General features: G+C 49.4%; 20 protein-coding genes. 12 read left to right on the top strand and 8 right to left on the bottom strand.

Annotated features, from left to right (window positions below; translation table 11 throughout):
- Positions 1-51 precede the first annotated feature (51 nt).
- From HZA49_08035 to HZA49_08015, 5 genes are all read right to left on the bottom strand, one after another.
- Entirely contained in the window at positions 52-675 is a 624-nt protein-coding gene (locus HZA49_08035) for a fibronectin type III domain-containing protein (protein ID MBI5779391.1), read from the bottom strand.
- A gap of 552 nt (positions 676-1,227) precedes the next feature.
- Positions 1,228-1,755, bottom strand: a complete 528-nt coding sequence (locus HZA49_08030; protein ID MBI5779390.1) for a hypothetical protein — start codon at positions 1,753-1,755, stop codon at positions 1,228-1,230.
- Between the two features lie 242 nt (positions 1,756-1,997).
- Entirely contained in the window at positions 1,998-2,630 is a 633-nt protein-coding gene (locus tag HZA49_08025) for a hypothetical protein (protein MBI5779389.1), read from the bottom strand.
- 92 nt (positions 2,631-2,722) lie between these two features.
- Positions 2,723-3,604 carry a 4-hydroxy-tetrahydrodipicolinate synthase gene (locus HZA49_08020; protein MBI5779388.1) on the bottom strand — a complete coding sequence of 294 codons (882 nt, stop codon included), beginning with the start codon at positions 3,602-3,604 and terminating at the stop codon, positions 2,723-2,725.
- 10 nt (positions 3,605-3,614) lie between these two features.
- On the bottom strand, positions 3,615-4,331 hold the full coding sequence (locus tag HZA49_08015) for a pyridoxine 5'-phosphate synthase (GenBank protein ID MBI5779387.1): 717 nt from the start codon (positions 4,329-4,331) through the stop codon (positions 3,615-3,617).
- A 198-nt stretch (positions 4,332-4,529) separates the two neighbouring features.
- Here HZA49_08015 and HZA49_08010 point away from each other — a divergent pair, with 198 nt between their 5' ends.
- From HZA49_08010 to HZA49_08000, 3 genes are all read left to right on the top strand, one after another.
- A complete protein-coding gene (locus HZA49_08010) occupies positions 4,530-8,537 on the top strand; it encodes a hypothetical protein (protein MBI5779386.1) in 4,008 nt (1,335 codons plus the stop codon).
- Between the two features lie 149 nt (positions 8,538-8,686).
- On the top strand, positions 8,687-9,328 hold the full coding sequence (locus tag HZA49_08005) for a hypothetical protein (protein MBI5779385.1): 642 nt from the start codon (positions 8,687-8,689) through the stop codon (positions 9,326-9,328).
- Positions 9,329-9,399: 71 nt separating this feature from the next.
- Complete coding sequence (locus HZA49_08000; GenBank protein ID MBI5779384.1) at positions 9,400-9,606, top strand: winged helix-turn-helix domain-containing protein; 207 nt, start codon at positions 9,400-9,402, stop codon at positions 9,604-9,606.
- Positions 9,607-9,628: 22 nt separating this feature from the next.
- Here HZA49_08000 and HZA49_07995 read toward each other — a convergent pair whose 3' ends face one another.
- On the bottom strand, positions 9,629-10,291 hold the full coding sequence (locus HZA49_07995; protein ID MBI5779383.1) for an N-acetylmuramoyl-L-alanine amidase: 663 nt from the start codon (positions 10,289-10,291) through the stop codon (positions 9,629-9,631).
- Between the two features lie 179 nt (positions 10,292-10,470).
- Between HZA49_07995 and HZA49_07990 the strand changes: the two genes are divergently transcribed.
- Positions 10,471-11,619, top strand: coding sequence for an SH3 domain-containing protein (locus HZA49_07990; GenBank protein MBI5779382.1), 1,149 nt, complete (start codon positions 10,471-10,473; stop codon positions 11,617-11,619).
- A gap of 155 nt (positions 11,620-11,774) precedes the next feature.
- Here HZA49_07990 and HZA49_07985 read toward each other — a convergent pair whose 3' ends face one another.
- Positions 11,775-11,912, bottom strand: coding sequence for a hypothetical protein (locus HZA49_07985; GenBank protein ID MBI5779381.1), 138 nt, complete (start codon positions 11,910-11,912; stop codon positions 11,775-11,777).
- Positions 11,913-12,082: 170 nt separating this feature from the next.
- On the opposite strand from HZA49_07985, the gene rny reads away from it, so the two are divergent.
- The 6 genes from rny (at position 12,083) to HZA49_07955 (ending at position 17,173) form a co-directional block, all read left to right on the top strand.
- Positions 12,083-13,633, top strand: a complete 1,551-nt coding sequence (gene rny, locus HZA49_07980; protein ID MBI5779380.1) for a ribonuclease Y — start codon at positions 12,083-12,085, stop codon at positions 13,631-13,633.
- A gap of 8 nt (positions 13,634-13,641) precedes the next feature.
- Positions 13,642-14,463 carry a TIGR00282 family metallophosphoesterase gene (locus HZA49_07975; GenBank protein MBI5779379.1) on the top strand — a complete coding sequence of 274 codons (822 nt, stop codon included), beginning with the start codon at positions 13,642-13,644 and terminating at the stop codon, positions 14,461-14,463.
- 3 nt (positions 14,464-14,466) lie between these two features.
- Complete coding sequence (gene xseA, locus HZA49_07970; protein ID MBI5779378.1) at positions 14,467-15,720, top strand: exodeoxyribonuclease VII large subunit; 1,254 nt, start codon at positions 14,467-14,469, stop codon at positions 15,718-15,720.
- A 94-nt stretch (positions 15,721-15,814) separates the two neighbouring features.
- Entirely contained in the window at positions 15,815-16,042 is a 228-nt protein-coding gene (gene xseB / locus HZA49_07965) for an exodeoxyribonuclease VII small subunit (protein MBI5779377.1), read from the top strand.
- Positions 16,043-16,131: 89 nt separating this feature from the next.
- Entirely contained in the window at positions 16,132-16,791 is a 660-nt protein-coding gene (locus HZA49_07960; GenBank protein MBI5779376.1) for a HEAT repeat domain-containing protein, read from the top strand.
- 76 nt (positions 16,792-16,867) lie between these two features.
- Positions 16,868-17,173, top strand: coding sequence for a zinc ribbon domain-containing protein (locus tag HZA49_07955; protein MBI5779375.1), 306 nt, complete (start codon positions 16,868-16,870; stop codon positions 17,171-17,173).
- 815 nt (positions 17,174-17,988) lie between these two features.
- On the opposite strand, the gene HZA49_07950 is transcribed toward HZA49_07955, so the two are convergent.
- Positions 17,989-18,888, bottom strand: a complete 900-nt coding sequence (locus HZA49_07950; GenBank protein MBI5779374.1) for a zinc ribbon domain-containing protein — start codon at positions 18,886-18,888, stop codon at positions 17,989-17,991.
- A gap of 178 nt (positions 18,889-19,066) precedes the next feature.
- On the opposite strand from HZA49_07950, the gene HZA49_07945 reads away from it, so the two are divergent.
- Together HZA49_07945 and lepA are read left to right on the top strand one after the other, a co-directional pair.
- A complete protein-coding gene (locus tag HZA49_07945) occupies positions 19,067-21,709 on the top strand; it encodes a hypothetical protein (GenBank protein ID MBI5779373.1) in 2,643 nt (880 codons plus the stop codon).
- 167 nt (positions 21,710-21,876) lie between these two features.
- Entirely contained in the window at positions 21,877-23,682 is a 1,806-nt protein-coding gene (lepA, locus tag HZA49_07940; protein ID MBI5779372.1) for an elongation factor 4, read from the top strand.
- Positions 23,683-23,685: the final 3 nt, after the last annotated feature.

Here is a 23,685-nt window from a genome sequence, read left to right as displayed (position 1 = left end):
AGGGGGCCGGGGGGGTTGTGTCCTTTGTGACCTTTGTGGTTAGGTATTCTCCTATGGCGCGTATTTTGATTCGGCGCCGCTGAACGGCCCCTGTCCGGCCGCGCCGAGGCCGGCCACCCGGAACCAGTATTTATTGCCGCTGGTCAGGCCCAGGATAACAGCATAGGACTCAGTGGCATTGGCTTTATTAGCCCAACTGCTCGGCACATTCGGGTCGCTGGTCATCTGAATGACGTAACTATTGGCGCCGCGCACCGGCTCCCAGTTAAGGTCAATCTCGCCGTCCTTATTGCCGGCCATAGCGCTCAAAGCCGAGGGCGGCATCAGTTCCCCAATCGGCGTGGCTCTATCCCTGACGCTCATTCCGGCTGAGGATATCTTCGTCTCATTGCCAGCCGAGACGTTTTCTACATAAAGCGCTATCTGCGTCAATTTCAGGTCCAGCGCATCTTCCCTATCGTCCAACACTTGAGTGGCGAGTTTGGAATCCTGGCGCTTAATCATCGCATCATTATAAGCGGCTCCCGAAGCAATCGTTTCATTAGTAAGGTCAGCCAGGGCCGGCACCGGCGTGGTGAAATTCGGATTACCGGTCATCATGGTGACAATTGTGTTGGCCAGCCTAATCTTGTCCAGAATGTGCAGTTTCCTGAGCTCTAACTTTACTTTTCCCATAGTTTTATCCTTTTCTTAGAGGCGGTTAGCCCGTACGGGGCGTTACAGCCTCTTAGACCCCGCCGAATGGCGGGGCTTACCACCCTCTCCTAAACCCTCTCCCCAGACATCACGTCGGGAAGAGGGTATGGTGAGGAGGATTTACCCGCACACCAATGCATTGGTGTGTGGGTTTACCATAACTCCATATTTTATGACTGTTATAGCACCTGCTCTCGTTCTTAACCCCCATTGAATAGCTCTGATACGGACTTGTCTAACTCTTAGACAAGCCCGTCCAGCTCTTATGCAAGCCCGTCTAACTCTTAGGCAAGCCCGTCTAACTCTTAGACAGGTCTGTCCAACTCCTATACAGACCTGTCCAGCTCCTATTCAAGCCCGTCTAACTCTTAGACAAGCCCGTCTTACTCCTATACAGGCCTGTCCAACTCCTGTGCAAGCCTGTCCAACTCCTATACACGGCTGCCTAACTCCGATACTGGCCTGTCTATCGCCCCGAAAGCATTCGGGGCGCTGTTGTCACCGGACCTCGGGCTGATGAGCATCGGAGCGTTATTTCGTGATTAACCGGTTCTTGAGTGATTGAGGTAACAATTTAGCCAGGGCTGGCTTTACTTCCAGCATTCTCTGGATGTCTGATAAATCCTTTTGCCGTTTGCTGGGCCGGCGCTTCGGGTCCTGAGCCGCCCAGATTTTCCCCTGAAACACATCCCCTATCAGCGCTACAGGCAAGCGATAACCCAGAACATTCTTCACCCTGGCCTTTTCTATGAACGACTGATATCTCGGGTCAATCTGGATTTGAATCCGTAAGTCAGATTGGGAATAAGCCACATTAATACTATGCGGGTATCGGGAAACCTTATATCTTTTCCTGAGGAGTTTAATCAGATTATTTATCCCCTGGACCACGACCACCACGTCTAAATCCAAACTCACCACCGGTTCCACATAAGCATTAACCGCTAATCCGCCGATAACACAAAAAGGCATCCGGTTAAACTTTAGAATATTAATAAACTCTGATATAAAATCCTTATGTGAATTGGTCACCTTGTTAATGAACTCCTTATGTGTCATAGTAACAGAACTATATCAGGAAATAACGAATAGTCAAGCAAAATTACGCTATCCTTATTACTGCTCGACTATTCTTCTTATCAAGTACGCGGACAGGTTACTTTGCAAAAACGATGCCTTGCGTAGCGTGAGCGAAGTCCCAATTATTTCGGGGCGAGTCAACTATTTAGCGCCTGTCCGCCTCTGGAGGAGGTTTCCCCGGAAGGTGTGCCTGCCCAGCACATAATTTATGTGCTGTGGTGTCACCGGCCCATAGATGGGTCCAATTCTAAATGTCCCCATAATCTTAGTTTTTCTTCAGCCCTATCAACATAATAGATTTTTGCAAGTATTACAACAGAGGCCTTACCATCTGAAATATGCAAGCATATAATTCCAGCGGGCAGTTTCTTTGGGTTAAAACTTTCATCCTTTTTGTCAATACCTTTTCGATAAGTAGTTTTCACCAAAAAAGAATTACACCAGATCAATCCTTTCCTTTCACATAAACTTCTCAGATCTGCAACTGCCCTATTAAATCTGTTTCTGCCCTCATTTTCCCTTCTCCTCTCTTCTTTTTGTTTTTTGACCGCCTCCTCCGGATTTTCACTTAAACTTCCTGGCGTTCTCATAAAACCCTGCATGTTCTCTTTCTCAGGCAATCCTCCAGGGAAAGAAACACCTCCCCCCATTCTAAGGTAAAGCTCTTCTCTCGTTGCTAATAACCCCCTAATGATGCTGGGATAATTTTGCTTCACCGCTTCAAATAGGCGTTCGTCTATTGGCAAGCTATTTATTTGGGACAAAACTTTAGGATCTTCTATAACAACCTCATCCCTCCCGAGGCCACATCCCAATAGACAATTCACCAGAGACAATCCAATCAACAATATCATACAATTCATAAAATAGTTACGCATAAGAAATTCCGTTTCTCATAATCCGTAATCCGGCACAAAACCGGAGACACGTTTGTATTTGTCCCTGATTATATTCCGTAATTCTTTAACGCCGTCTTTAACTTATCGGCATTGGGCTTGGCCATTCCGCAGAGTGGAAGACGCATCTCATCGTTAATCATACCGAGCATCTTCATCGCGGTCTTGACCGGGATAGGATTTGATTCTACGAACAGCGCGTTGAATAACGGCTGGAGTTTGAGATGCAGGTTCTTGGCTTCTTTAAAATTCTTATCATTGAATAGGTCTATCATCCGAACCACATCAGCCGGGACGATGTTAGAAGCAACCGAAATCACGCCCTTGCCGCCCAGGCAAAGGATGGGATATGTCAGCCCGTCATCGCCTGAGAGAATGGTGATGCCACACAGATTCTTAATCCGGGCTATATTTTTGAGATTGCCGCTGGCTTCCTTTATGGCTACGATATTTTTCACCTTAGACAGGCGTGCCACTGTCTCAGGCGCCATAGAAACCCCGGTCCGGCCCGGGACGTTATAAAGGATTATCGGGAGCTTGGTTTTCTTCGCCACGGCAGTGAAATGCAGGAACATCCCCTGCTGGGTGGGTTTATTATAGTAAGGCGTGACAATCAGCGCCGCATCCATCCCGCACTTCTGGGCCATTTGTGTTCGCTTTATAGTTGTGACCGTGTCATTGGTTCCGGTGCCGGCAATCATCTGGACCCTGCCGTGGTTATGTTTTACCGCGGCCTTAAAAATCCGTTTCTTCTCGTCGTCGATAACGGTCGGGCCCTCGCCGGTCGTGCCGCAGAGAACGATACCGGTGACACCATTACTAATCTGGAAGTCAATCAAATCCAGTAGTTTCTTGTAGTCCACACGCCCCTTGTTAAATGGCGTAACTATTGCGGTAATGCAACCGCTGAATTGACATCTTTCCACTTTCATCTATTATCTCTCATCTTTTCCCAATAGCCTCTTTCATTTCCCTGACGGCCCGTTCCATACCGACCAGAACAGCCCGGGCGATGATGCTGTGTCCGATATTGAGTTCTTCTATCTCCATAATATGGGTAATCTCGTGGACATTGGTGTAATTCAGTCCGTGTCCGGCAGACACAGCCAGGCGGGTATTGCGGGCCGTCACGGCTGACTCGGCTAATTTATGCAGGGCAATCCGCTGGGCCTCAATACCCTGGGCATTGGCGTACAGTCCGGTATGCAGTTCCACCATATTGGCGCCGACTAATTTGGCGGCCTGGAGCTGCTCCCGGTCCGGGTCAATAAAGACCGAGACGATAATGCCGCTCTTCTTGAATAGTTTAACGGCTTCCTCAATCCGTTTGCGCTCCTTGACGATATCCAATCCGCCTTCGGTGGTCAATTCCTCCCGGCGCTCCGGCACCAGAGTGACCTGATACGGTTTGATGGCAATAGCAATCTTGATTATCTCATCAGCCAGGCCCATCTCCAGGTTGAGTTTGGTGCTGACCGTATCCTTAAGGATACGCACGTCGCGTTCCTGGATATGCCGGCGGTCTTCGCGCAGGTGAACGACAATACTATCCGCCCCGGCCAGTTCAGCCAGAACCGCGGCCCGGACCGGGTCCGGCTCAAAGGTCTTACGGGCCTGCCTGACCGTGGCAACGTGGTCTATATTAACTCCTAATTTCATAACCGCAGTAAATCAAATACTTCCAACCGGGTCAAGAAAAACGACAACCGAATTAAACAACCCCCTTTTATTCCCCCTTTGTTAAGGGGGACTGAGGGAATTGTTACTCCGCTAAATCCTGTTGTCAAATAATTTTATAACGGATTGCAGTTTTTCATGCCTCTCAAACATTCATATATACAGAGAAGGAAATAACCTATGAGCTCAAAAAGCACCAAATCCGGGGTGGTCCTGATTGTCATACTGGGCATCCTGACCCTGCTGGTGATCCTGGGCATACTATTTTCAATGCTGACCACGATGGAACGTGCCACCTCAAAGAGCCACGTGGATTATGTCCAGGCCAAATTAGTGGCCCAGAGCGGCATTCACTATGCCATCTCCAATGCCAAAACGTATCTCACCCCGGCCAGGATTGACGGGCTAAAATATTACGGCGAAGACCTTGACCCAAACGACGGCGATAATCCGGCCACCGCCGAAGAAGACCAGGATGGCGACGGCATTCTCCAGACCTTTGACTGCCCTCTGAGTCGCGCCGTGCGTCCTTCATTGATGAAGGATGCAAATAATGACGGAGATATAAATGCAAAAGATTTACTGGAAATAAAAAAGGGCCTCAAGCCATACAAGGTCGGCGTATCCGGCCGGGTGCCGTCTCAAAAGAATAAGGACGGCGACTATTTCGCGCTTAAGATAGACGACCTGTCCGCCCGGCTCTATGTCAATATGGAAGACCACTCGCATCTCAAACAAATACTGGAGAATCTGGCCGAAGAAATCGACCTGGGCCGGGAACCTGGCGCCAAGATATTTGACGAAAAGACTAAAAACGGGCCATATACCTCCATAGATGACCTCAAATCAAGAATAAAACTGAGCGATACTGACGCCCGGAGATTAGCGCCCTATATTACCTTTTACGCCTGGTGCGATACCACGGTAGTCAGCCCGACTCCGCTAACCGGACGTCTGGGCAGAAACGGAAAACCGCCCACCCTAAACAGCGACATTGAATCCTGGAGCGAAATGCGCATTGCCGAACCGGTGAAATTCCCCAAGAAGAATGACAAGATAGTCGGCCGGGCGCCGGTCAATATCAATACCGCCCCGAAACAACTTCTCATCGCGCTCATCAGGGACCTTAAGGGCTTTTATCTGGCGGCGCTTGACAGCGACAATTCTCCCGCTGATAACTATGTCACCGACAGTGAATGGGCAAACGCCGCGGGCCGCACCAGCCAAAATTATGCCTTGCACCAATTTCCGCAGTTTTCCGGCGCCACCTTTAAATTAAAAGAAACCACCGCGTTCTCTCGCGAGACCGCCGTAAAGATCACGGAACAGATTGCCAACCGGATAAAAACCGCCGGGCCGTTCAGGAACTGGGAACAATTCCACGATTTCTGCGATTCGTTGACTGCCAGCATCAACCTGACCAAAACAGAAGCCGACATCCTTAAAGCTAATTTTAACCCCAATACCAACCTGAACGATTTCAATCCCGATTACAACCGGTTGCTCAGGTCGGACAAAACAGATTTAACTTACTACACTACCGAATTCACCTTCTACCCGACCGGCTATTATGAAATAACCTCATTAGGCCGGATATTAAACAATGCCAACAAGGTGCTGGCGCAGGCGGAAATCAAGAGCGTGGTCAAATTATTTGATATCTACCGCGAGACCACGGAAGCGCAATTCCTGGCCGACCTCAAGGATAAACCGATTAAAAATAATATCATTGCGGAAAACACCAATCCAAACAAGCCGACCCATAATGATTTAACTCTTCAGGTCCTGCCTGAAATGAATAATAAGGACGCCGGCGCAAACGCTGATTATGACGGCTATATTGCCCTAGCCACGACCGAACAACCCAATCCGACAATCAACGGCGGCACGCTCAGGTTCCGGGCCAGTTTCACAAACGGATTGGATGCCAATACCGGGCAGGAAATAAAGCAGTTCCGCACCGAACCTGTTCCCGGCGCAGGCAGATTAATCCCTCCCTCAGATGAATTATCCGGACGCCTTTACCCGGACGGCGTATATTCGGACAGCAAGGCAATTCCGGCCTACTTTCTAAGGCCGGGAGATTTCAACGACCAACTAATCGTGGTTTCTATGTGGGTAAAACCGCACTTCTATCCGGAGGAAACAGGCAAAATCAGGACCTATTTCTCCTGGATGAACACAACCGCTCGTAATGAGACATACGGCAGGTACGGAATCCCGTTTGGGATATACAGTATCGCCCGCATACCCCGCGCCGATATAATGTCTTACCGGGACGATGGAGACGGATGGAATCACAATAGTTTCCTGGCCGGCGGATACGGGACATCCAATACCATCGGGTTTAAGGGCGCCGGAACCCCCTGCCTTAATCATATCAATCATCCGAATTGCAGCGGTATCAGTAATCCTCCTGATTGGAGCAACACCAGCTTCCGGGCCGGCAAATGGATTAATATTACCTGGGTCAGAAGGGTCCAGGAAGTCATGGCGATGATAGATGACACCAAACAACTCAAATATGCCTTTTCCGGCAATAAATTATGTGTGTTTGCGGATGGCGGCAGTTATCAGAAGGAAGATGTTGATTTAGCGTCTTGTCCGGGTATGGGTGGCTGCCTGCTTGCCGGAACTAAGATATTAACCAGGAACAATGTTTTAGTGAATATCGAGGATATTAAAGTAGGATATGAAGTATTCGGTCTTGATGAAAAGACATCTCAAACTAAATTAGTTAAAGTTGCCGAGGTGTTCGAACACGAAAATAAATCAGGATATTATCGCATCTCCTTGAAAAACGGAACGCAGTTAGAGATTACAGGTAACCATCCCGTATATATCGCTTCTGATATCTGTAAAAGAGCAGATGAATTGAAAGTAAATCATGCCCTGTTTACTGAATGTGGATTGATGGAAATTGTCAGGATTGAATTTATACCGGAATCCCCCCTGGTTTATAACCTGGAAGTGAGTGACACTCATAACTACTTTGCTAATGGTGTCTTGGTGCATAACAAAGTACCACCTGTTATTCCCGAGTGGACAAAACAGCCTGAACCGACCATTAAACCGCCTGAACCGACTGGCGAGACCACACCACCGGATGAATCCAAACCACCAGCGGTAATACCGCCGACAACCAAGCAAGAGGCTAATGACGTGCTCTATATCAATGGTCAGGCGTGGAAAAGAGGCACCTTCCAGGACCAGCAGAATGCTCTGACCGGCAAATACAACAGTATCGACAATTATTTAAGATTAGGCGAGGTTATGAGCGCCCTGCGATTGAACGGAGCCCCTGACGCAACTATTGACGAGGTTCTGGTTTTTGAGTTAATACCAGTTAGTCAGGAAGGTGATTCAGGTAATAGTGAAAAATCAGACGAAAGGATGATTCCGCCTCCATCTGGAGGTTCAAATGGTTCTGCGCCTTCCTTTCCTGACAGGCAATCAGTTGACAACAACACCTTTATCGTTGACGAAAATGTCAAACTCTGTAGTTTAAACAATACCAAAACAACCTATATCAACAAAGAAAAGGTGATCTGGGCAGGTTGTCCGCGCAGGAAAAGAGATGGTGATTGGCCACCTCCTCCTCCACCGCCTCCGCCGCCGCCACCACCGCCACCGCCTCCTCCACCGCCGCCTCCTCCACCTCCGCCGCCTCCTCCACCACCTCCGCCGCCTCCACCGCCACCGCCTCCTCCGCCGCCACCGCCGCCACCTCCACCGCCCAATATTGACGGTCTCTGGAGCTTAGGCAGATATTACACCGGCGACGACGCCAAATTCATCTCGCGTGAGATTGACCTTGGCAAAACCGAAAACATTGGCGCAGAAAATCCGAACCAGATTAATATCTTTATGGTCCACTGGACCGTGTATGATACAAAAACCAAAATCGATAATGGCTCTATGCCTGACGGGAAGGTTGAAGTCGGACTGAAAAACGAAACCACTGATTTATTAAACAACCGGACATTGGCCATCCCGACTGACGGAGGCGGCGCCGCGCCGGCTGAGAACGGACCATTAACCCTGAGTAAAAACCGAATAAGATACGAGCTCTTATTCAAACCAAATACAAGGATTAATCAGCCAGCAAACGATACAATAATATTCGACGATATCACATTCTATTATTATACCACACCCAAGATAATCAGTTGGGGATATGAACAGTAAGCAACTGCCGTAGGTCCAATATGATGCAACGCCTGCCTGGCGCCACATAGGCGCTCCCACGCACTTTGCCGACATCAATATAGCCAGAATATATTGACAAGGTTGCTGCCATCATTTATAATCATACCAGGGAAAAGGAGACGAATAAGATGATAGTAATTATCCGCATGCTCACGGATGATGCGGGCAGGAATCTTTGGAATGAGATTACCACCCGGAAAGATGATTTGCAAAAGGTCCTGCAGAACCGCGGACGGCTTCTTTATCTCTCCAAACGCAAGGGACATAATGAGGCAAGTTTATTCGTCCACGCCAAGGATTCCACCGTCATCAACGAGTTAATTTCTAACTATTTAAATAAAATAGAATCGGTCTCGGCTATTTGGCTGATTCATCTCTACAAACCGAGATTCTTCCCTCTGCCGGCGGACACCACCAATATGAAACGATTTACCATCACGGCCAAGGTCAAACCTAAATATTTATCGGAGGTTTACGGCAAACTGGCGGACCCCAATCTGCCTGAGGGCTTGAAAAAGGTTTATTATGCCTTTACCTTCCACCTCTATGATGAAACCCTGCAGTATTCTCTGCTGGCTGACAGCGAGCAGACCCTGCAAAAATACCTGACCGAAAAGGTCAATAAGATAGAGGGCGTGCTCAGAACCGATATTCATCCGATAGAAAAGACCAAGCCGTTTATTTCCTACAAGGAGTGGCAGGAATACGCCGGATCTGACAGCACCATTCCCACCTGGCAGCACCATATGATCAGCCAGTTTGAGGAGTAATTTATCATAAATCACAGATTGTCCTTGACAAAATGTGTTATTTATCTACATTAAGACCAGGAGGTAAGACTATGTACCAGCACGAAATCGGCAAGGCCGCCGGGGAGGTCTGGCGCTACCTGGACAAACACGGCAACACGCCACTGGAAAAAGTCCAGAAAGATCTGAAAAATATCTCCAAGGATTTATTCCAACAGGCACTGGGCTGGCTGGCGCGGGAGAATAAGGTTGACATCAATACGGCTGCCAAGCCAACAACGCTTTCCAAGAAGAGTTAGCAGCATCTATAGTTAATCAGCATCAGCGAATCTTATTGGCGGGGAATTTCCTGCCCGGACAATCGGTCTGCCTTTTGTCCACTTCCTTATGAAGCAGGATATTCGCCTTGGGAATGCGGTATTGGGTCTGCAGGTCGGCAATAAGCTTGAGCAGCGATTCCATCTGGCGGGCAGTCGGCTTTGATTCATTAAAATCACCCACCAAACAGATGCCGACAGATTCACAATTCATCCGGCTATCATAACAGTGAGCCCCGGCTATCTGCCGGTCCCAACGCTTGCCAACCTCAATCCCGCCATCCTTTGACTTCTTGCCGTTGCCGATGACAAAATGATAGGCCAGCCCGTCTTTCATACCCTTTTCATTACGATGGTAAGTATCAAACATTTTCGCATTCCCCTGCCTGGTGCCGCTATTATGAATCACGATATACTTCCACTGCGTGGCCGGCGGATAATTAATCGCCAATCCCTGAGCCGGCGCGCTAATCGGGACCGGCAGGCTTGACACTGCCCCGGTATTCTGTTTAATGTCGGCCGGCTTTGCTGACGCCTTACCTTCCGGCGCGCGGTCTTCAGCCCAGTTAACCGAGCCGCTTAAAACCGGATCGCTGGAAAACAGATACACAGCCAGCACAAAGGCGATGAAGGTGGCGGCCGTGAGCAAGAGGTCTACTGCTTTCATACCCTATCTATCGGCCAGGGCGTTGAGTGACTTTAGTGGTTATCTGCCAATTTGCACGAATTTTTGCATTTTTCTTGACCCGGTTGGCGATATGTGATAATCTGCTAAACAAAATACGGCAATAAACCGATATATAAAAAGACACCCTAAAATAATATAATTAGGGGAGGAGGTATAAAATGGTAGAAAAAAAGATATGGGCTATTAGTGGCTGGGCGATTGCCCTGGCTGTTTTGAGTATCGGGAGCTTGTTCTCCCAGGTAAAGTCAGCGGAACCAAAAGTAGCCGAGCCGAAAGCAGCCCCTGAAGCGACTGAAAACGCCAAGGCGTCAGGACCCGAAGAGGTGGTGGAAGTAACCGTCCCAAAACTCAATCTGCGCGCCGGCAACGGCATCAATTACCCGGTGGTCCAATCGCTGACCAAAGGCGAAAAACTGGTCGTGGTCAACGACAAAAGCGGCTGGCTGGAAGTGCAACTCCCGGATGACACCAAGTGCTGGATAACCAAAAAATACGTGGAGATTACCAACAAGGAAAAATCGCTGGGCGTGGTTAAGGTCGGCCGCATCAATGTCCGCAGCCGGCCGGAATCAGGCGAAAACATCATCGGCCATATCACCGAGGGGCAAACAATTAAAGTTAAATCCGAGAAAGGTGAATGGTATCAAATCGCCCCGACCGAAAACCTGACCGGCTGGGTAAACAAGAAATATACCCGTTATTGGGGTAATCGCAAGATTTACGATGATCTCAAGAATAAGACCATCCAGGAAGAAAAAAACAAGCAGTCGCTTACCGCAATATTCAACCAAGCGGAAAAACTATACGATGCGGAGCTTCAAAAACCGCCTCTGCAGCAGAACTATACCGAAGTGCTTCGTCTCTATAAAGAGGTCATAAACACCACATCCGATAATGAATTAATGAAAAAGAGCCGCGAACGCGTTGGACAAATTGAGCCCAAACAGCAAATCCTCATTGAATATACCGATGCGATAAACAAGGCCACCACTGATAAAATAACGATAGAGAAAAAATACCAGGAGAGAATGGCGGAATTATACCGGATGAAAGAAGCCCCGGAACCTTATGATGCCAGGGGCTGGATGGAATCAGAAGGCAAGTATATCGGCCGGCCGGCCGCGCACAAACTAACCATGGGCGGCAAGACCCTGTTCTTCCTCAAGAGCCCGAGCTCCTCAACCAATCTGGACGACTACTACGGTCAATACGTGGGCGTAAAAGGCAAAAAAGTCGCCAATAAATCAGGCGTAGCTGAAACCATCATAATCGAAAAAATAGACTTACTAACGGAAGAAGACCAATAACGTTTAGATTAGAAATAATCATATAAAGGAGTAAACAGAATCATTGAACTGACCGATATGGGAAAATGAATCGAATATCAACTTAATAACCGGAATCAGACGGCAAAATTATAGCATGAACATAATATTGTATTTCCTAACGCTAATACTTATCGTCAACGGAAAAATCCCCCGGCGGAACCATCCCCGGACACGAATCTGGCCTGTTGACTGTAATATCCAAAGGCCGCTGGGCTTTTGGCCTGATATTTTGCCTGTTCCGGACCATTCTGGTTGTTAGTGTTTTGATTCATCCCGTCCTGGACTCCCCTATCCGTCCGTAATCATTCTGCTTATTCCTATATAACCGATAACCGAATTTTAACAATGGCCCCGAATGGGTTCGAGGCCATCTAACTTACTGTAACGTGTCGTGCCGCCTGCGGCGACCCGCCACTAACAGTAACTAAGAGAGGAAAGCCATATGTCCAGCCAGATATATATCATTTTGATCGTGGCGGCTTTTATCCTCGGTGCTGTGGCGGTCTATCTGTTCCTGTTCCTCCAGCAACGAAAAGGCAAACAGAAAGCAGCCGATATCATCAACCAGGCACAGCTCGAGGCCGAACGGGTAAGAAAAGAAGCGTCTTTCGCGGCTAAAGAGGAAACCTACCGCCTTAAGGAACAAGCCAACCGCGACACCCAGGAAACCAAGCGGGAACTAAAGGAATTCGAACGCCGGCTTCTCAAACGCGAGGACGCCATTGACCGCAAGGCCGATACGCTCCAGCGCCGGGAACGCCAGATAGAAGGAATCGAAAAATCCATCGAGGATAAAAACCGGCTGATTGACACCAAGAACAAAGAACTGCAAACTATCATTGACAACGAGAAGCAGACCCTGCACCAGATTTCCGGGCTGAGCAAGGAAGAGGCCACCAAGCTGCTCCTGAGCAAGATGGAAACCGACCTGCAGAAAGAAGAAGCCGACCTGGTCAAGAAATCACAGGAACGCGCCAAGGAGATGGCCGAAGGCGAAGCCCGGCGGCTCATCACCATGGCCATCCAGAAATACGCGGCCGACCAGAGCGGGCAATCATCCGTCTCGACGGTGGACATTGTCAACGATGATATGAAAGGCCGGATTATCGGCCGTGAAGGCCGGAACATCCGGGCTTTTGAAAAGGCCTCGGGCGTGGAACTGATTGTCGACGACACGCCCGGCGTGGTGGTTATCTCCAGTTTCGACCCGGTCCGGCGCGAGGTAGCCCGCAAGGCGCTGGAAAAACTGGTCAGCGACGGGCGCATCCAGCCCGGGCGGATTGAAGAGGTTGTGGAAATCGCCAAGAAAGAGGTCAACGAAGCCATCAACCAGGCCGGTAAAGCCACCTGCTATGAAATGAATATCCCCAATATCAATCCAAAGATTGTAGCCCTGATCGGCCGGCTGAAATTCCGAACCAGCTACGGCCAGAACGTCCTGCAGCACTCGGTTGAGGTGGCGCATCTGGCCTCGGCCATGGCTGCGGAGCTGAAACTCGACGCCACGCTGGCCAAGCGGGCCGGCCTGTTGCACGACATCGGCAAATCCATTGACCAAGTGGAAGAAGGCACCCATCCGGCATTAGGGGCCGATTTAGCCCGGCGCTGCGACGAGCGGCCGGAGGTGATTGACGCCATAGAAAAACACCACGAGATGGTCCACCCGGATTCGCCTTACACGGTCCTGATTGCCGCGGCTGACGCCATATCCGCATCGAGGCCCGGCGCCCGGCGCGACAGCGTGGAAAAATACCTCCAGCGAATCAAACAGCTGGAAGACATTGCCAACGCCTATCAGGGCGTGGAAACCTCTTACGCTATCCAGGCCGGCCGTGAAATCAGGGTCTTTGTCAGCGCCTCTAAGGTCGATGACAGCCAGGCCACCATTCTCAGCCGGAATATCGCCCAGGATATCGAAAAGGAACTTAAATACCCGGGCGAAATCAAGGTCACGGTCATCCGGGAAACCAGAGCCGTGGAATACGCCAGATAATTATGGAACTGAACATCCTAATCATCGGTGACATTGTCGGCCGTCCGGGCCGGATGGCCGTCCGCGAGCTGGTGCCGCAGTTGCGGGAGAAAGAAAAGCTCCATTTCTGCGTTGCCAATGCCGAAAACGCGGCCGGCGGATCGGGCATCACCGCCAAAATCGCCGACGAACTGTTCTCCTACGGGCTGAATGTCCTGACCTCGGGCGACCATATCTGGAAACAAAAGGACGTGGTGGAATACATAAAGAACACCACTGCCCTGCTCAGGCCGGCCAATTACCCGCCGGAATCGCCCGGCAACGGATACGGAGTCTTCCCGCTCAAGATTAATCCGGACATCAAAATAGCGGTCGTCAATCTTCAGGGCCGGGTATTTATGCAGCCCAATTCCGACTGCCCTTTCCACGCCATTAATAATATCCTGTCCAATGTCGGCCAGCAAACCAAGCTAATCATTGTCGACCTGCATTGCGAGGCGACATCGGAAAAAATCGCCATGGGCTGGCATCTGGATGGCCAGGTCAGTTGCCTGTTCGGCTCGCATACCCATATCCAGACGGCTGATGAAACCATCCTGCCCAGAGGCACGGGTTACATCACCGACGTCGGCATGTGCGGTCCTTATGACTCGGTCATCGGCCGGCAGACCGACCGGGTGCTATCGGCCTTTATCACCGGCATGCCAGCGGCATTTGACGTGGCCAAGAACGATATCCGGCTGAGCGCTATTATCGTGACCGTGGATTCCAAGACCGGTAAGGCACTCAGGATAAAAAGGGTCTGCGAAAAACTCGCACCAACCAGCGACCTGTCCGACGGACAGGAATAATTAATGAAACTGGACAACAAAAACCTATCCTTATTCTCCAACAAGGCCGAGACTCCCACGCCGTCGTTAATCCCCAAGAAACCGCTCTCGGTCTCGGAACTGACCGAGCGTATCAAGACCATGCTGGAAAACGCCATTGGCTCGGTCTGGGTCACCGGCGAGGTCTCGAACCTGCGCCAGCCGGTCTCCGGACATCTCTACTTCTCGCTTAAAGATGAATCCAGCCAGATTCGCTGCGTGCTCTTTGACTCCACCCGCCGGGTCCTGAAGTTCCAAATAGAAAACGGAATGGAAACCATCATCCTGGGCAAGGTCAGCGTCTACAAGAAATCCGGCGACTACCAGATAATCGTGGACGCGGCCGAGCCCAAGGGCATTGGAGCCCTGCAGGTGGCATTCGAGCAGCTCAAACGCAAGCTGGAGTCCGAAGGCCTGTTTGACGCCTCACGCAAAAAGCCTTTGCCATTCCTGCCCGGCACCATCGGAATCGTGACATCCTTGTCCGGCGCGGCACTGCAGGATATCCTCAATATCATCGACCGCCGGTTCCCGACCGTGCATATCATCGTCTATCCGGTCAAGGTCCAGGGCGCCGGCGCCAAGGAGGAAATTGCCCAAGCCATAGATGATTTCTCGCAACTGCCCTTTCCGCCCGATGTCCTGATTGTCGGCAGAGGCGGCGGCAGTATCGAAGACCTCTGGGCATTTAATGAAGAGATTGTCGCCCGGGCCATCAGCCATTCCCAGATACCCATCATCTCCGCGGTCGGCCACGAGATTGACTACACCATTGCGGATTTGGTGGCTGACCGGCGCGCGCCCACGCCATCAGCCGCGGCTGAGATTGTCCTGCCGATAAAAGAGGAACTGACCGACACGCTGGCACATCTGCGCCAGAAACTGGTTATCTCATTACAACACCAGACCGAGATGGCCCAAGGCAAGCTGGACGCGCTGCGTAAGAGCTTTGGCTGGCAGGCGCCCATAAACCGCATCCGGGAATATTACCAGCGCATGGACGAACTGACCACCCGGCTGTCCGGATACATTAAACAGAACATGGAAAAATCCGGGCTGGCGCTGGCCGAAAAGGTCGCCCGGCTCAATGCCCTTTCTCCGCTGAATATACTTGCCAGGGGCTATTCTATTACATATACTGGGAACAAACAAATACTGAAATCCGTCAAACAAATAAAAGCAGGAGATGATATACTAACCAAACTGGCCGATGGAGAAATCAAATCCACGGTTAATTGAGTAAGCAGATTAAGCGGATAAGACAGATTGAACGGAAATTTAATCGGCTTAATCGGTTAAATCCGCTAAATCCGTGTACGCAATTGTATTTATTATGAAGAAAGAAAGATTCGAGGATTACTTAGCCGAGGTGGAGCAGGTGGTGGCCGAATTAGAGGAAGGCGAGGTGGACCTGGAGAAATCACTGGAGAAGTACGAAACCGGCATCAAGGCGCTCAAGAAATGCTATGAGATACTGTCCGGGATGGAAAAGAAGATTGAGCTCCTGACCAAGGATGCCGAGGGCAACTTGACCACGAAGCCAACGAAGAAGAATTCGTAGCCACAAAGGCACCAAGACACTAAGAATTCGGAGTTTACACTGAGCGAAGCGAATGTGTGCCTCAGTGCCTCTGTGGTAAAAGGCATTATATGTCCAAGACAATATTAATCGTAATCGGCATCGCCTGCGCCCTGCTTACCGCCACCGGGATTATGTACCAAATTCAACATACTAGAGACAGGTTTGACGGGATGGTGAAGCTTTGCGCCCGCCTTAAAAATGAGGTTGCAACTGGACAAAAATCTATCGCTGAAGTCAGGGAATTACTCAATGATAAGAACAGAATGGTGCGCCTGTCGGCATCAGGCGTTCTTTTTTATGACTTAAAAGACAAGAAATCGTTACCCGAATTAAGAAAATTACTTAGGGATAAAGACATTGTTGTACGCATGGCAACACTTAACGGTTTAATGAATATGGGAGATAAAGAATCTATCCCTGAAATACGGAATCTTTTAGATGATTCAGCTGTATACAGTATTGCTGCAGAAGCTCTTGGTAAGTTGGGCGACAAAGAATCAATACCTAAAATAAGAAAACAGCTGAATGACGAATTTTGGCTTATCCGTGCTACAGCTATCAAGGCACTTGTTAATTTAGACGACAAAGATTCTATTCCTCAGATAAAAGAACTACTCAAAGATAAAGACGAACAAGTACGTTATGATGCCGAACAAGCCCTGAAACAACTCGGCGTGCCAGAAGCGGAGATAAAAGAAACCAAGGAGAGTAAGACAGATAATAAGTAAATAAGATGATAAGATAGTAAGTGCGCTATTATTACTTATCAACTTATAAACCTATAAACTTATCAACTACCCTGATATGAAAAAATGCCCATTCTGCGCTGAGGAAATACAGTCCGACGCGGTCAAGTGCCGCTACTGCAATGAGTTCCTCAATAAGCCCAAGTGGTATTTCAAGACCACCACCCTGATAATCGGGTTCCTGTGCGTCGGGCCGTTTATCATCCCCCTAATCTGGCTCAACCCGAATTACAAAAAGTGGCTGAAAATCACCCTGACCATCATCTTCCTGGTAGCCGGATATTATATGATACTGGGAACGATCGAATCCATCAAAGTCCTCAAAGACCTCTATCGCGACATAGGGCAATATACCCAGTATTAAACCCATTGCCTACACCACATATCCTATCACGTATTGGTTAAAAGTAGTGCTAACATTCCCGCTGACATCGGTAAAGGCATACGCCGCACGCGCTATCCGACTTATCGCCTGAATGTATGGCCTTGGTCTCAAACTTCATACCACAACCCATTTAATTACGATAGTTAGGTTAAAATAAGGTGTATTATAAAACGTTGGACGTCCAACAATTGTGTGACGTCACACATTCCTAAGGGGCTTTAATTGTTAGACGTCTAACAAATGTGCGACGTCGCACATTTGACCCTATTGGCAGGTAGATGTATAGGTAATAACCGGTAGATGTGTAGGTAATAACCAATAGAGGGGTAGGCAATAATCAGTGGAGGTGTAGGTCACTGCCGATGGAGGTGTAGGTCACTACCAGTGGAGGTGTAGGCCACTACCGATGGAGGTGTAGGTCACTACTAGGGGAGGTGTGGGTAACTACCCCCCTCCCTCCCCCACACCCCCCTATAATACCACCCTCACATCCCTGTATATACCCCCCTTAATTGCCTATTTAATGTGTGACGTCACACATTTTTAGAACTAGATAGCTACATAGGAGCTCTTATTCCGACAGTCTTTGTCGGGATTAGAGAGAACTTTAATGTTAGACGTCTAACAATTATTGAGATAATACTCGGATTGGCCAGAAATTGGTACGTGTCCCCGGATTACCCGTGATGGTTATAAATATGCCTCAAGTTTATTACCCTACTACAGGTCTTTCTAACGGGGCTTCGCTTAGTTCGGTATGCTATCCGTCGAACTCTGTCCCACGAGCTCTCTATTTACTTCTTATCAGCATTATCATCCGACGTCTTGGTCCCGCATTTCGGACAGTATGCCCAATTGTCAAAAAGCTGATTGCCGCACTTGGAACATTCCGGTGGATTAGTCTCTAATATGCATAAATTCCAATAGCTTATTTTTCTTATATCTTTTTCGTACCTACTCGGGCAATCGCGAAAAGAATGGTTCAGGTTGACGGTTCCGGCATCTTTTCTTAAATTCAAGTCTAAAGACGCATCTCGTTTCCCTGTCCAATTAAAGTTTGGACAGACTTCCCACTTGCCAGAATTATAATTCCTCCAAATCTGCAAATAGGCGATTGACGGGAATCGGAAACTCTTCTCCTTCTCAAAATCCATTACGGCGGATTCAAAAACAGCCATCGCCTCTTTTTTAATATTTTTATTGGCCCGGGCTCTTGCCAACTCATCGCTAAGCTCTTTCACATATCGGTCACGAATTTTTTTTGCTTCATCTTTGTCCGATATCAAATTTAAAGGGTATTCTGGAGACCTTTGCACGAACAACAACGCGGAACGATTTTCATTGATCTTGTATGCCACATCATCAATGTATAAGATCTCGTAATTCTCCTTCATCGCCTCCTTGAACTTTACCAAAAGATCCTTATCTACATCTTTTTCATTTTCCATTTCTATTAACAATTTACGAATACCAACTAAACAGCGGCGAAAATCAGACTCTGGTATTGCATACTTAAATGCCTGGCTGGTAAGATTATAAGCCGCTTTAATATCGCCATCCCTCAGCGCCTTAAGATATCGGGTACCAACACTTAGAGACGTATTATCGTCCTCTGCCGCATTTAACAAGAAAGGGAGTACCCCAATGGCCGTCAGAATCGCCGCACCGATTACCAAATATATTTTCTTTTTCATATTTTTCCTTTCTAAATTCCGCCCCCGCCCCGCCCGGCTTAATGGCATTAAACTAAACTCTGAGCCATGAAGCAAGGAATTGTTACACGCAATTAAACGACCTAACCTTTGTGGCCAATTTTTCTTGACTCCGCCCAGGAAATAATGGTATCTAAGACGTATTGCCCTAAGTAAAACAATGAGAAGATTATTCATCATCTTAGCCGTTTTGGCTACCCTGCTGTGCATCCGGTGCACCGGGACGCAGGTGACCGGGACGAAAAAGGCAACCCCCTTACAACCCCCTGCATCCCCCGGTATTACAGAGAACTTGGCGCCGGAAAATGACTCTCTAATCCCCCTGCCTCCCTCCGTACGGAGGGATAAGGAGATTGCTTCGCCCGTACGGGCTCGCAATGACAAAGGCGAGGTGGTTGACACCGATGACGTTATGTCCGAATTGGAGAAATCCAAGGGCGTCAAGATGCAGGAGAATGAGTTCCTGGCCCAGAAATACTACGAGTCGGGACTGAAACTATTCAAGGAGTTTAATTACGTCCAGGCCGGCGACGAGGTGACCAAAGCCCTCCAACTCAATCCCCAACATCCGGAGGCCAAGAAGCTCCAGATTGAGATACAGATGATCCTGGTCACCCGGCCGGATGAAATCAAGGTGATAAAGGAATTCCTGCAGAACCAACTGTCGGTCAAACTACAGGAGACCGAGGTGGTGGTCCGGAACCATTTTCTGCAGGGCGAGAAGCTGGCGGCCGAAAGGAAATACAGCCAGGCCGAGTCGGAATTTGAACAGGTGATAAATACCCTGAAATGGCTGCCATATGATATCGGGCTGAATGAGTACCTGGGCAAGGCCCAGGCGCGGTTAGAGGCCATACAGGATTTGAGAGCCGATCAGGAAAAAGAAAACAACCGGCAGATGCGTGATGCGGCCGCCCAGCTGTCCCAGGAAGAAGAATTAAAGCGCCAACAGGAGTATAACGAGAGAATCAAGTCGCTCTTTAAGCAGGCGTTGATTCTTTTTGAGGAGCGGCGGTTTGAAGAGGTGGAGCGGCTGGCCCAGACCATACTGGAATCAGCGCCCAGTTTCAAGACCGCCGATGAATTAAGAAAAGAGGCCATCCGAGCCCGGCACTATGAGGTATCGGAAAAATACATCAAACTGCGCTCGGAACGGTTTAAGGCGATGTATGACGAATTCAAGGAAACGAAAATATCCTATGCGGATGATAGAATCGTGCGCTACGACCCTGGGGTTTGGAAGACAGCCAGCCGGCGGAAGCCGCCCGGAATAGTTACCAGCCGGTTAGAAGACGACCAGGATATCGTCGAGGTAAAGCGGAAACTCAAGACCATCAGGCACGATTTCAAGCTGGAAGGCAATGACACCCTATACAACGTGACGGATTACATCCAGCAGCAGTATAAAATACCCATTATCTACGCCGCTGACGTCAAACAGGAAGGGATTCCGAACGAGAAAAAGACGCTGTCCTTAACCGGACTGCCCCTGGATATCGGGTTAAAGAGCCTGCTGGAGCAATATGGCCTGGCATATGGGTTTGATAAGGATTTTAAGAGCGTGAAAATAACCAAGTCAACGGCATTAGAAGAAGATTTAGAATGGCGGATGCACAATGTGGACGACCTGGTCAGGGACATACCGGAATTTCCCGGTCCGACTATCGAGTTACCGCTGACGCCGGGCGGAGCTCCGGGCTGGCAGATGCCGCAGACAGACCTGCCCGCGGTGGCCAAGATAACCACCGATGAACTGATGGATTTAATCAAAAAGAACACCGGCAAAGACCGCCGGGAACAAAGCACCTGGGAGGGCAATACCCCGGGCGTAATCATACGCCGGATAGGAGAAAGCAATAAACTGATGGTGGTGCATACCGCCTCGGTCCAGGATGAAATAACGGAATTCCTGCAAATCATCAGGTCATTCCGAAGCGCGATGATTTCGGTAGAAGCCACCTTTCTGAACACCAGCGATAATATCCTGGAGAGTTTAGGCGTGGAGCTAAGAAATATACCCCGTGAATCCATACCTAATGCGCCGGATATACCCGGACAGGCCAATCCCACCGCCGGGTTACTGCTGGGCGGCACCCGGGATACCAGATTCAGGACCGCCTACACATTCCGGGACCAGAATAACCAGGTGGAAAACGCCCTGCCGGCATCGGCCATCGGCGGTCTGGGGCTGCAATTTGCCGTCTTGGGCTCGCCGCGCATCAATATGCTCATGACGGCGCTGGAAAAAACCGGCCAAGGAATCATCCTGGATTCGCCCAGAATCACGGCCCTTAACGGCCAACGGGTCAACGTGTCATTCCTGAAACAGCGCCAGTATATCCAGGATGGAGACATCCAGGCCGGCGCCGTAGCCTATGAGCCGGTGATAAATACCTATTCCACCGGCGTGGTGCTCGATGTCAAGCCGGTGATGAGTTATGACCGCAAGTTTATCACACTGAATATATTCCCGACCTTGTTAGAGCTAGTCGACAGCAGGGAATCCACATTAGAATATGAAGCAGGAACAATAAGAACGCAAATTACGATCGAAAAGCCCTGGTTAAGTTTACAGCGTTGCCGGACCAGCGCCGAGGTACCGGACAGCGGCGCCCTGGTCTTAGGCGGGTTTGAAACGGTCTTTCAGCAGGATATCACCGCTTCCACACCCCTGCTGGATAAAATCCCGATTCTATCCGCCTTCTTTAAGCGTAAAATCAAGGTGGAGGAAAAACGCCACCAATTTATTATCGTCCGGGCCAAGATTATCGAACTGGATGAGCTGGAACGGGAATTAAGATAAGTAAATCAGTCAGGCTGGTCGCGCTGATTTTGCCGATTAAGCCGACAAATCAATCCTTACTTTATCATCTTTTTCTTGCCTAACCAATTAGTTATACTATAATGAATATCTTTATAAGTAGTGCATTAGCCTGATAAATCAGCTTAATCCGCTGACTGTAATTCTTTATGCAGAATATCCGCAACTTTTGTATCATCGCCCACATTGACCACGGCAAATCGACCCTGGCCGACCGCCTGCTGGAGTTGACCGGTGCGGTCTCAGCCCGGGAATTGCGTAACCAGTTCATGGATAACGGCGAGATAGAAAGGGAACGCGGGATTACCATCAAAGCCAAGGCGGTCCTGCTCAAATACCGGCTTAATAACCAGAATTATATCCTGAACCTGATTGATACGCCCGGACACGTGGATTTCAGCTACGAGGTGTTAAGGAGCCTGAAGGCCTGCGAAGGCGCCCTGCTGCTGGTTGACGCTTCCCAGGGCGTCCAGGCCCAGACCGTGGCCAATGCCCTGGTAGCCATGGAAGCCAACCTAAAAATCATACCGGTCATCAATAAAATAGACATGCCGGCGGCCAATATTGAGATGGTCCGGGATGAAATCCAGAATATCCTGGGCATTTCGCCGGATGAGATAATCAACGTCAGCGCCAAGCAGGGAACCAATGCCGATAAGATTCTCGAGGCAGTGGTTGAGCGTATTCCGCCGCCCACCGGCGATATCAACAAACCGCTCAAAGCCCTGATATTCGATGCGGTCTATGACGACTTCCGCGGGGTGGTGATATTTGTCCGGATGATAGACGGCTCGGTCAAAGCCGATGACGAAATCATCATGATAAGAAATAACCGCTCCTTTAATGTCGAGGAAGTTGGCATATTCACGCCCAAGATGCTGAAAGTCCCGAAATTGTCAGCCGGCGAAGTGGGTTATATCATCAGCGGCATCCGCAACAGCCGCGAGATTAAAATCGGCGATACGGTAACCATGAAAAATGCGACCGGGGTGGCGCCCCTGCCCGGTTACCGCGAACCACTACCCATGGTCTTTGCCGGATTCTACCCCACCCAGGACAGCGACTTTACTATCCTCAAAAAGGCCCTGGAAAAACTGTCGCTCAATGACTCGTCATTTACCTTTGAGCCGGAAACATCAGAAGCGCTGGGCATGGGTTTCCGATGCGGGTTCCTGGGATTGCTGCATATGGATGTTATCAAGGAACGCCTGAGGCGCGAGCAAAAAGCCGACGTGGTCCAGACCGCGCCTAACGTCCCATATGAGGTGACGATTACCGAAGGCGGATTGTCCAAAACCCTGCGCATCGATAACCCGGCGATGTTCCCCGATGAAGCCACCATCCGGGAGGTTAAAGAGCCGATTGTCAAGATATCCATAATCATCCCGTCTGAAAACATCGGCAATATCATGGCCTTGTGCGAGAATAAACGGGGCGAACATATCAAGACCGAATATATCTCACCGACCAGGGTGATACTCCATTACAATATGCCGATGGGCGAGATTATCTATGATTTCTATGACAAGCTTAAATCCGCCACGCATGGATTCGGCACGATGGACTATGTTTTTATTGGATACAAACCGGGCGATTTGGTAAAATTGCGAATATTCGTAGCCAATGTCGAGGTGGATGCGTTTTCCGCGATAGTCCATCAGAATGTCGCGGAATCAAAGGGCCGGAAGATTATCCACATATTGCGGCAGCAAATTCCGCGCCACCTTTTCCAGGTTGCCCTGCAGGCCGCAGTTGGCAAAAGAATCGTGGCCCGGGAAAATATCAGCGCCCTGGCCAAAAACGTAACCGGCAAGTGTTACGGAGGCGACATCACCCGCAAGCGGAAGCTTTGGAACAAGCAGAAGGAAGGCAAAAAGAAGATGAAAAGCATCGGCTCGGTGGAAATCCCCCAGTCGGCTTTCGTTGCGGTTCTGTCCGGAGAAGAGAAAAGATAGAAA

The organism is Planctomycetota bacterium (assembly GCA_016235865.1).
Lineage (GTDB): Bacteria > Planctomycetota > MHYJ01 > JACQXL01 > JACQXL01 > JACRIK01.
This window is presented reverse-complemented; position numbering and strand designations above follow the sequence as displayed.

Bases quoted from the DNA above. Each gene is read 5' to 3' on its own strand.
- HZA49_08025 (MBI5779389.1), bottom strand. From the start codon at position 2,630: ATGATATTGTTGATTGGATTGTCTCTGGTGAATTGTCTATTGGGATGT.
- HZA49_08000 (MBI5779384.1), top strand. From the start codon at position 9,400: ATGTACCAGCACGAAATCGGCAAGGCCGCCGGGGAGGTCTGGCGCTAC.
- HZA49_08005 (MBI5779385.1), top strand. From the start codon at position 8,687: ATGATAGTAATTATCCGCATGCTCACGGATGATGCGGGCAGGAATCTT.
- HZA49_07960 (MBI5779376.1), top strand. From the start codon at position 16,132: ATGTCCAAGACAATATTAATCGTAATCGGCATCGCCTGCGCCCTGCTT.
- HZA49_08035 (MBI5779391.1), bottom strand. From the start codon at position 675: ATGGGAAAAGTAAAGTTAGAGCTCAGGAAACTGCACATTCTGGACAAG.
- HZA49_07985 (MBI5779381.1), bottom strand. From the start codon at position 11,912: ATGAATCAAAACACTAACAACCAGAATGGTCCGGAACAGGCAAAATAT.
- xseB (MBI5779377.1), top strand. From the start codon at position 15,815: ATGAAGAAAGAAAGATTCGAGGATTACTTAGCCGAGGTGGAGCAGGTG.
- HZA49_07950 (MBI5779374.1), bottom strand. From the start codon at position 18,888: ATGAAAAAGAAAATATATTTGGTAATCGGTGCGGCGATTCTGACGGCC.
- xseA (MBI5779378.1), top strand. From the start codon at position 14,467: ATGAAACTGGACAACAAAAACCTATCCTTATTCTCCAACAAGGCCGAG.
- HZA49_08020 (MBI5779388.1), bottom strand. From the start codon at position 3,604: ATGAAAGTGGAAAGATGTCAATTCAGCGGTTGCATTACCGCAATAGTT.
- HZA49_08010 (MBI5779386.1), top strand. From the start codon at position 4,530: ATGAGCTCAAAAAGCACCAAATCCGGGGTGGTCCTGATTGTCATACTG.
- HZA49_07995 (MBI5779383.1), bottom strand. From the start codon at position 10,291: ATGAAAGCAGTAGACCTCTTGCTCACGGCCGCCACCTTCATCGCCTTT.
- lepA (MBI5779372.1), top strand. From the start codon at position 21,877: ATGCAGAATATCCGCAACTTTTGTATCATCGCCCACATTGACCACGGC.
- HZA49_07955 (MBI5779375.1), top strand. From the start codon at position 16,868: ATGAAAAAATGCCCATTCTGCGCTGAGGAAATACAGTCCGACGCGGTC.
- HZA49_08030 (MBI5779390.1), bottom strand. From the start codon at position 1,755: ATGACACATAAGGAGTTCATTAACAAGGTGACCAATTCACATAAGGAT.
- HZA49_07990 (MBI5779382.1), top strand. From the start codon at position 10,471: ATGGTAGAAAAAAAGATATGGGCTATTAGTGGCTGGGCGATTGCCCTG.
- HZA49_08015 (MBI5779387.1), bottom strand. From the start codon at position 4,331: ATGAAATTAGGAGTTAATATAGACCACGTTGCCACGGTCAGGCAGGCC.
- HZA49_07945 (MBI5779373.1), top strand. From the start codon at position 19,067: ATGAGAAGATTATTCATCATCTTAGCCGTTTTGGCTACCCTGCTGTGC.
- rny (MBI5779380.1), top strand. From the start codon at position 12,083: ATGTCCAGCCAGATATATATCATTTTGATCGTGGCGGCTTTTATCCTC.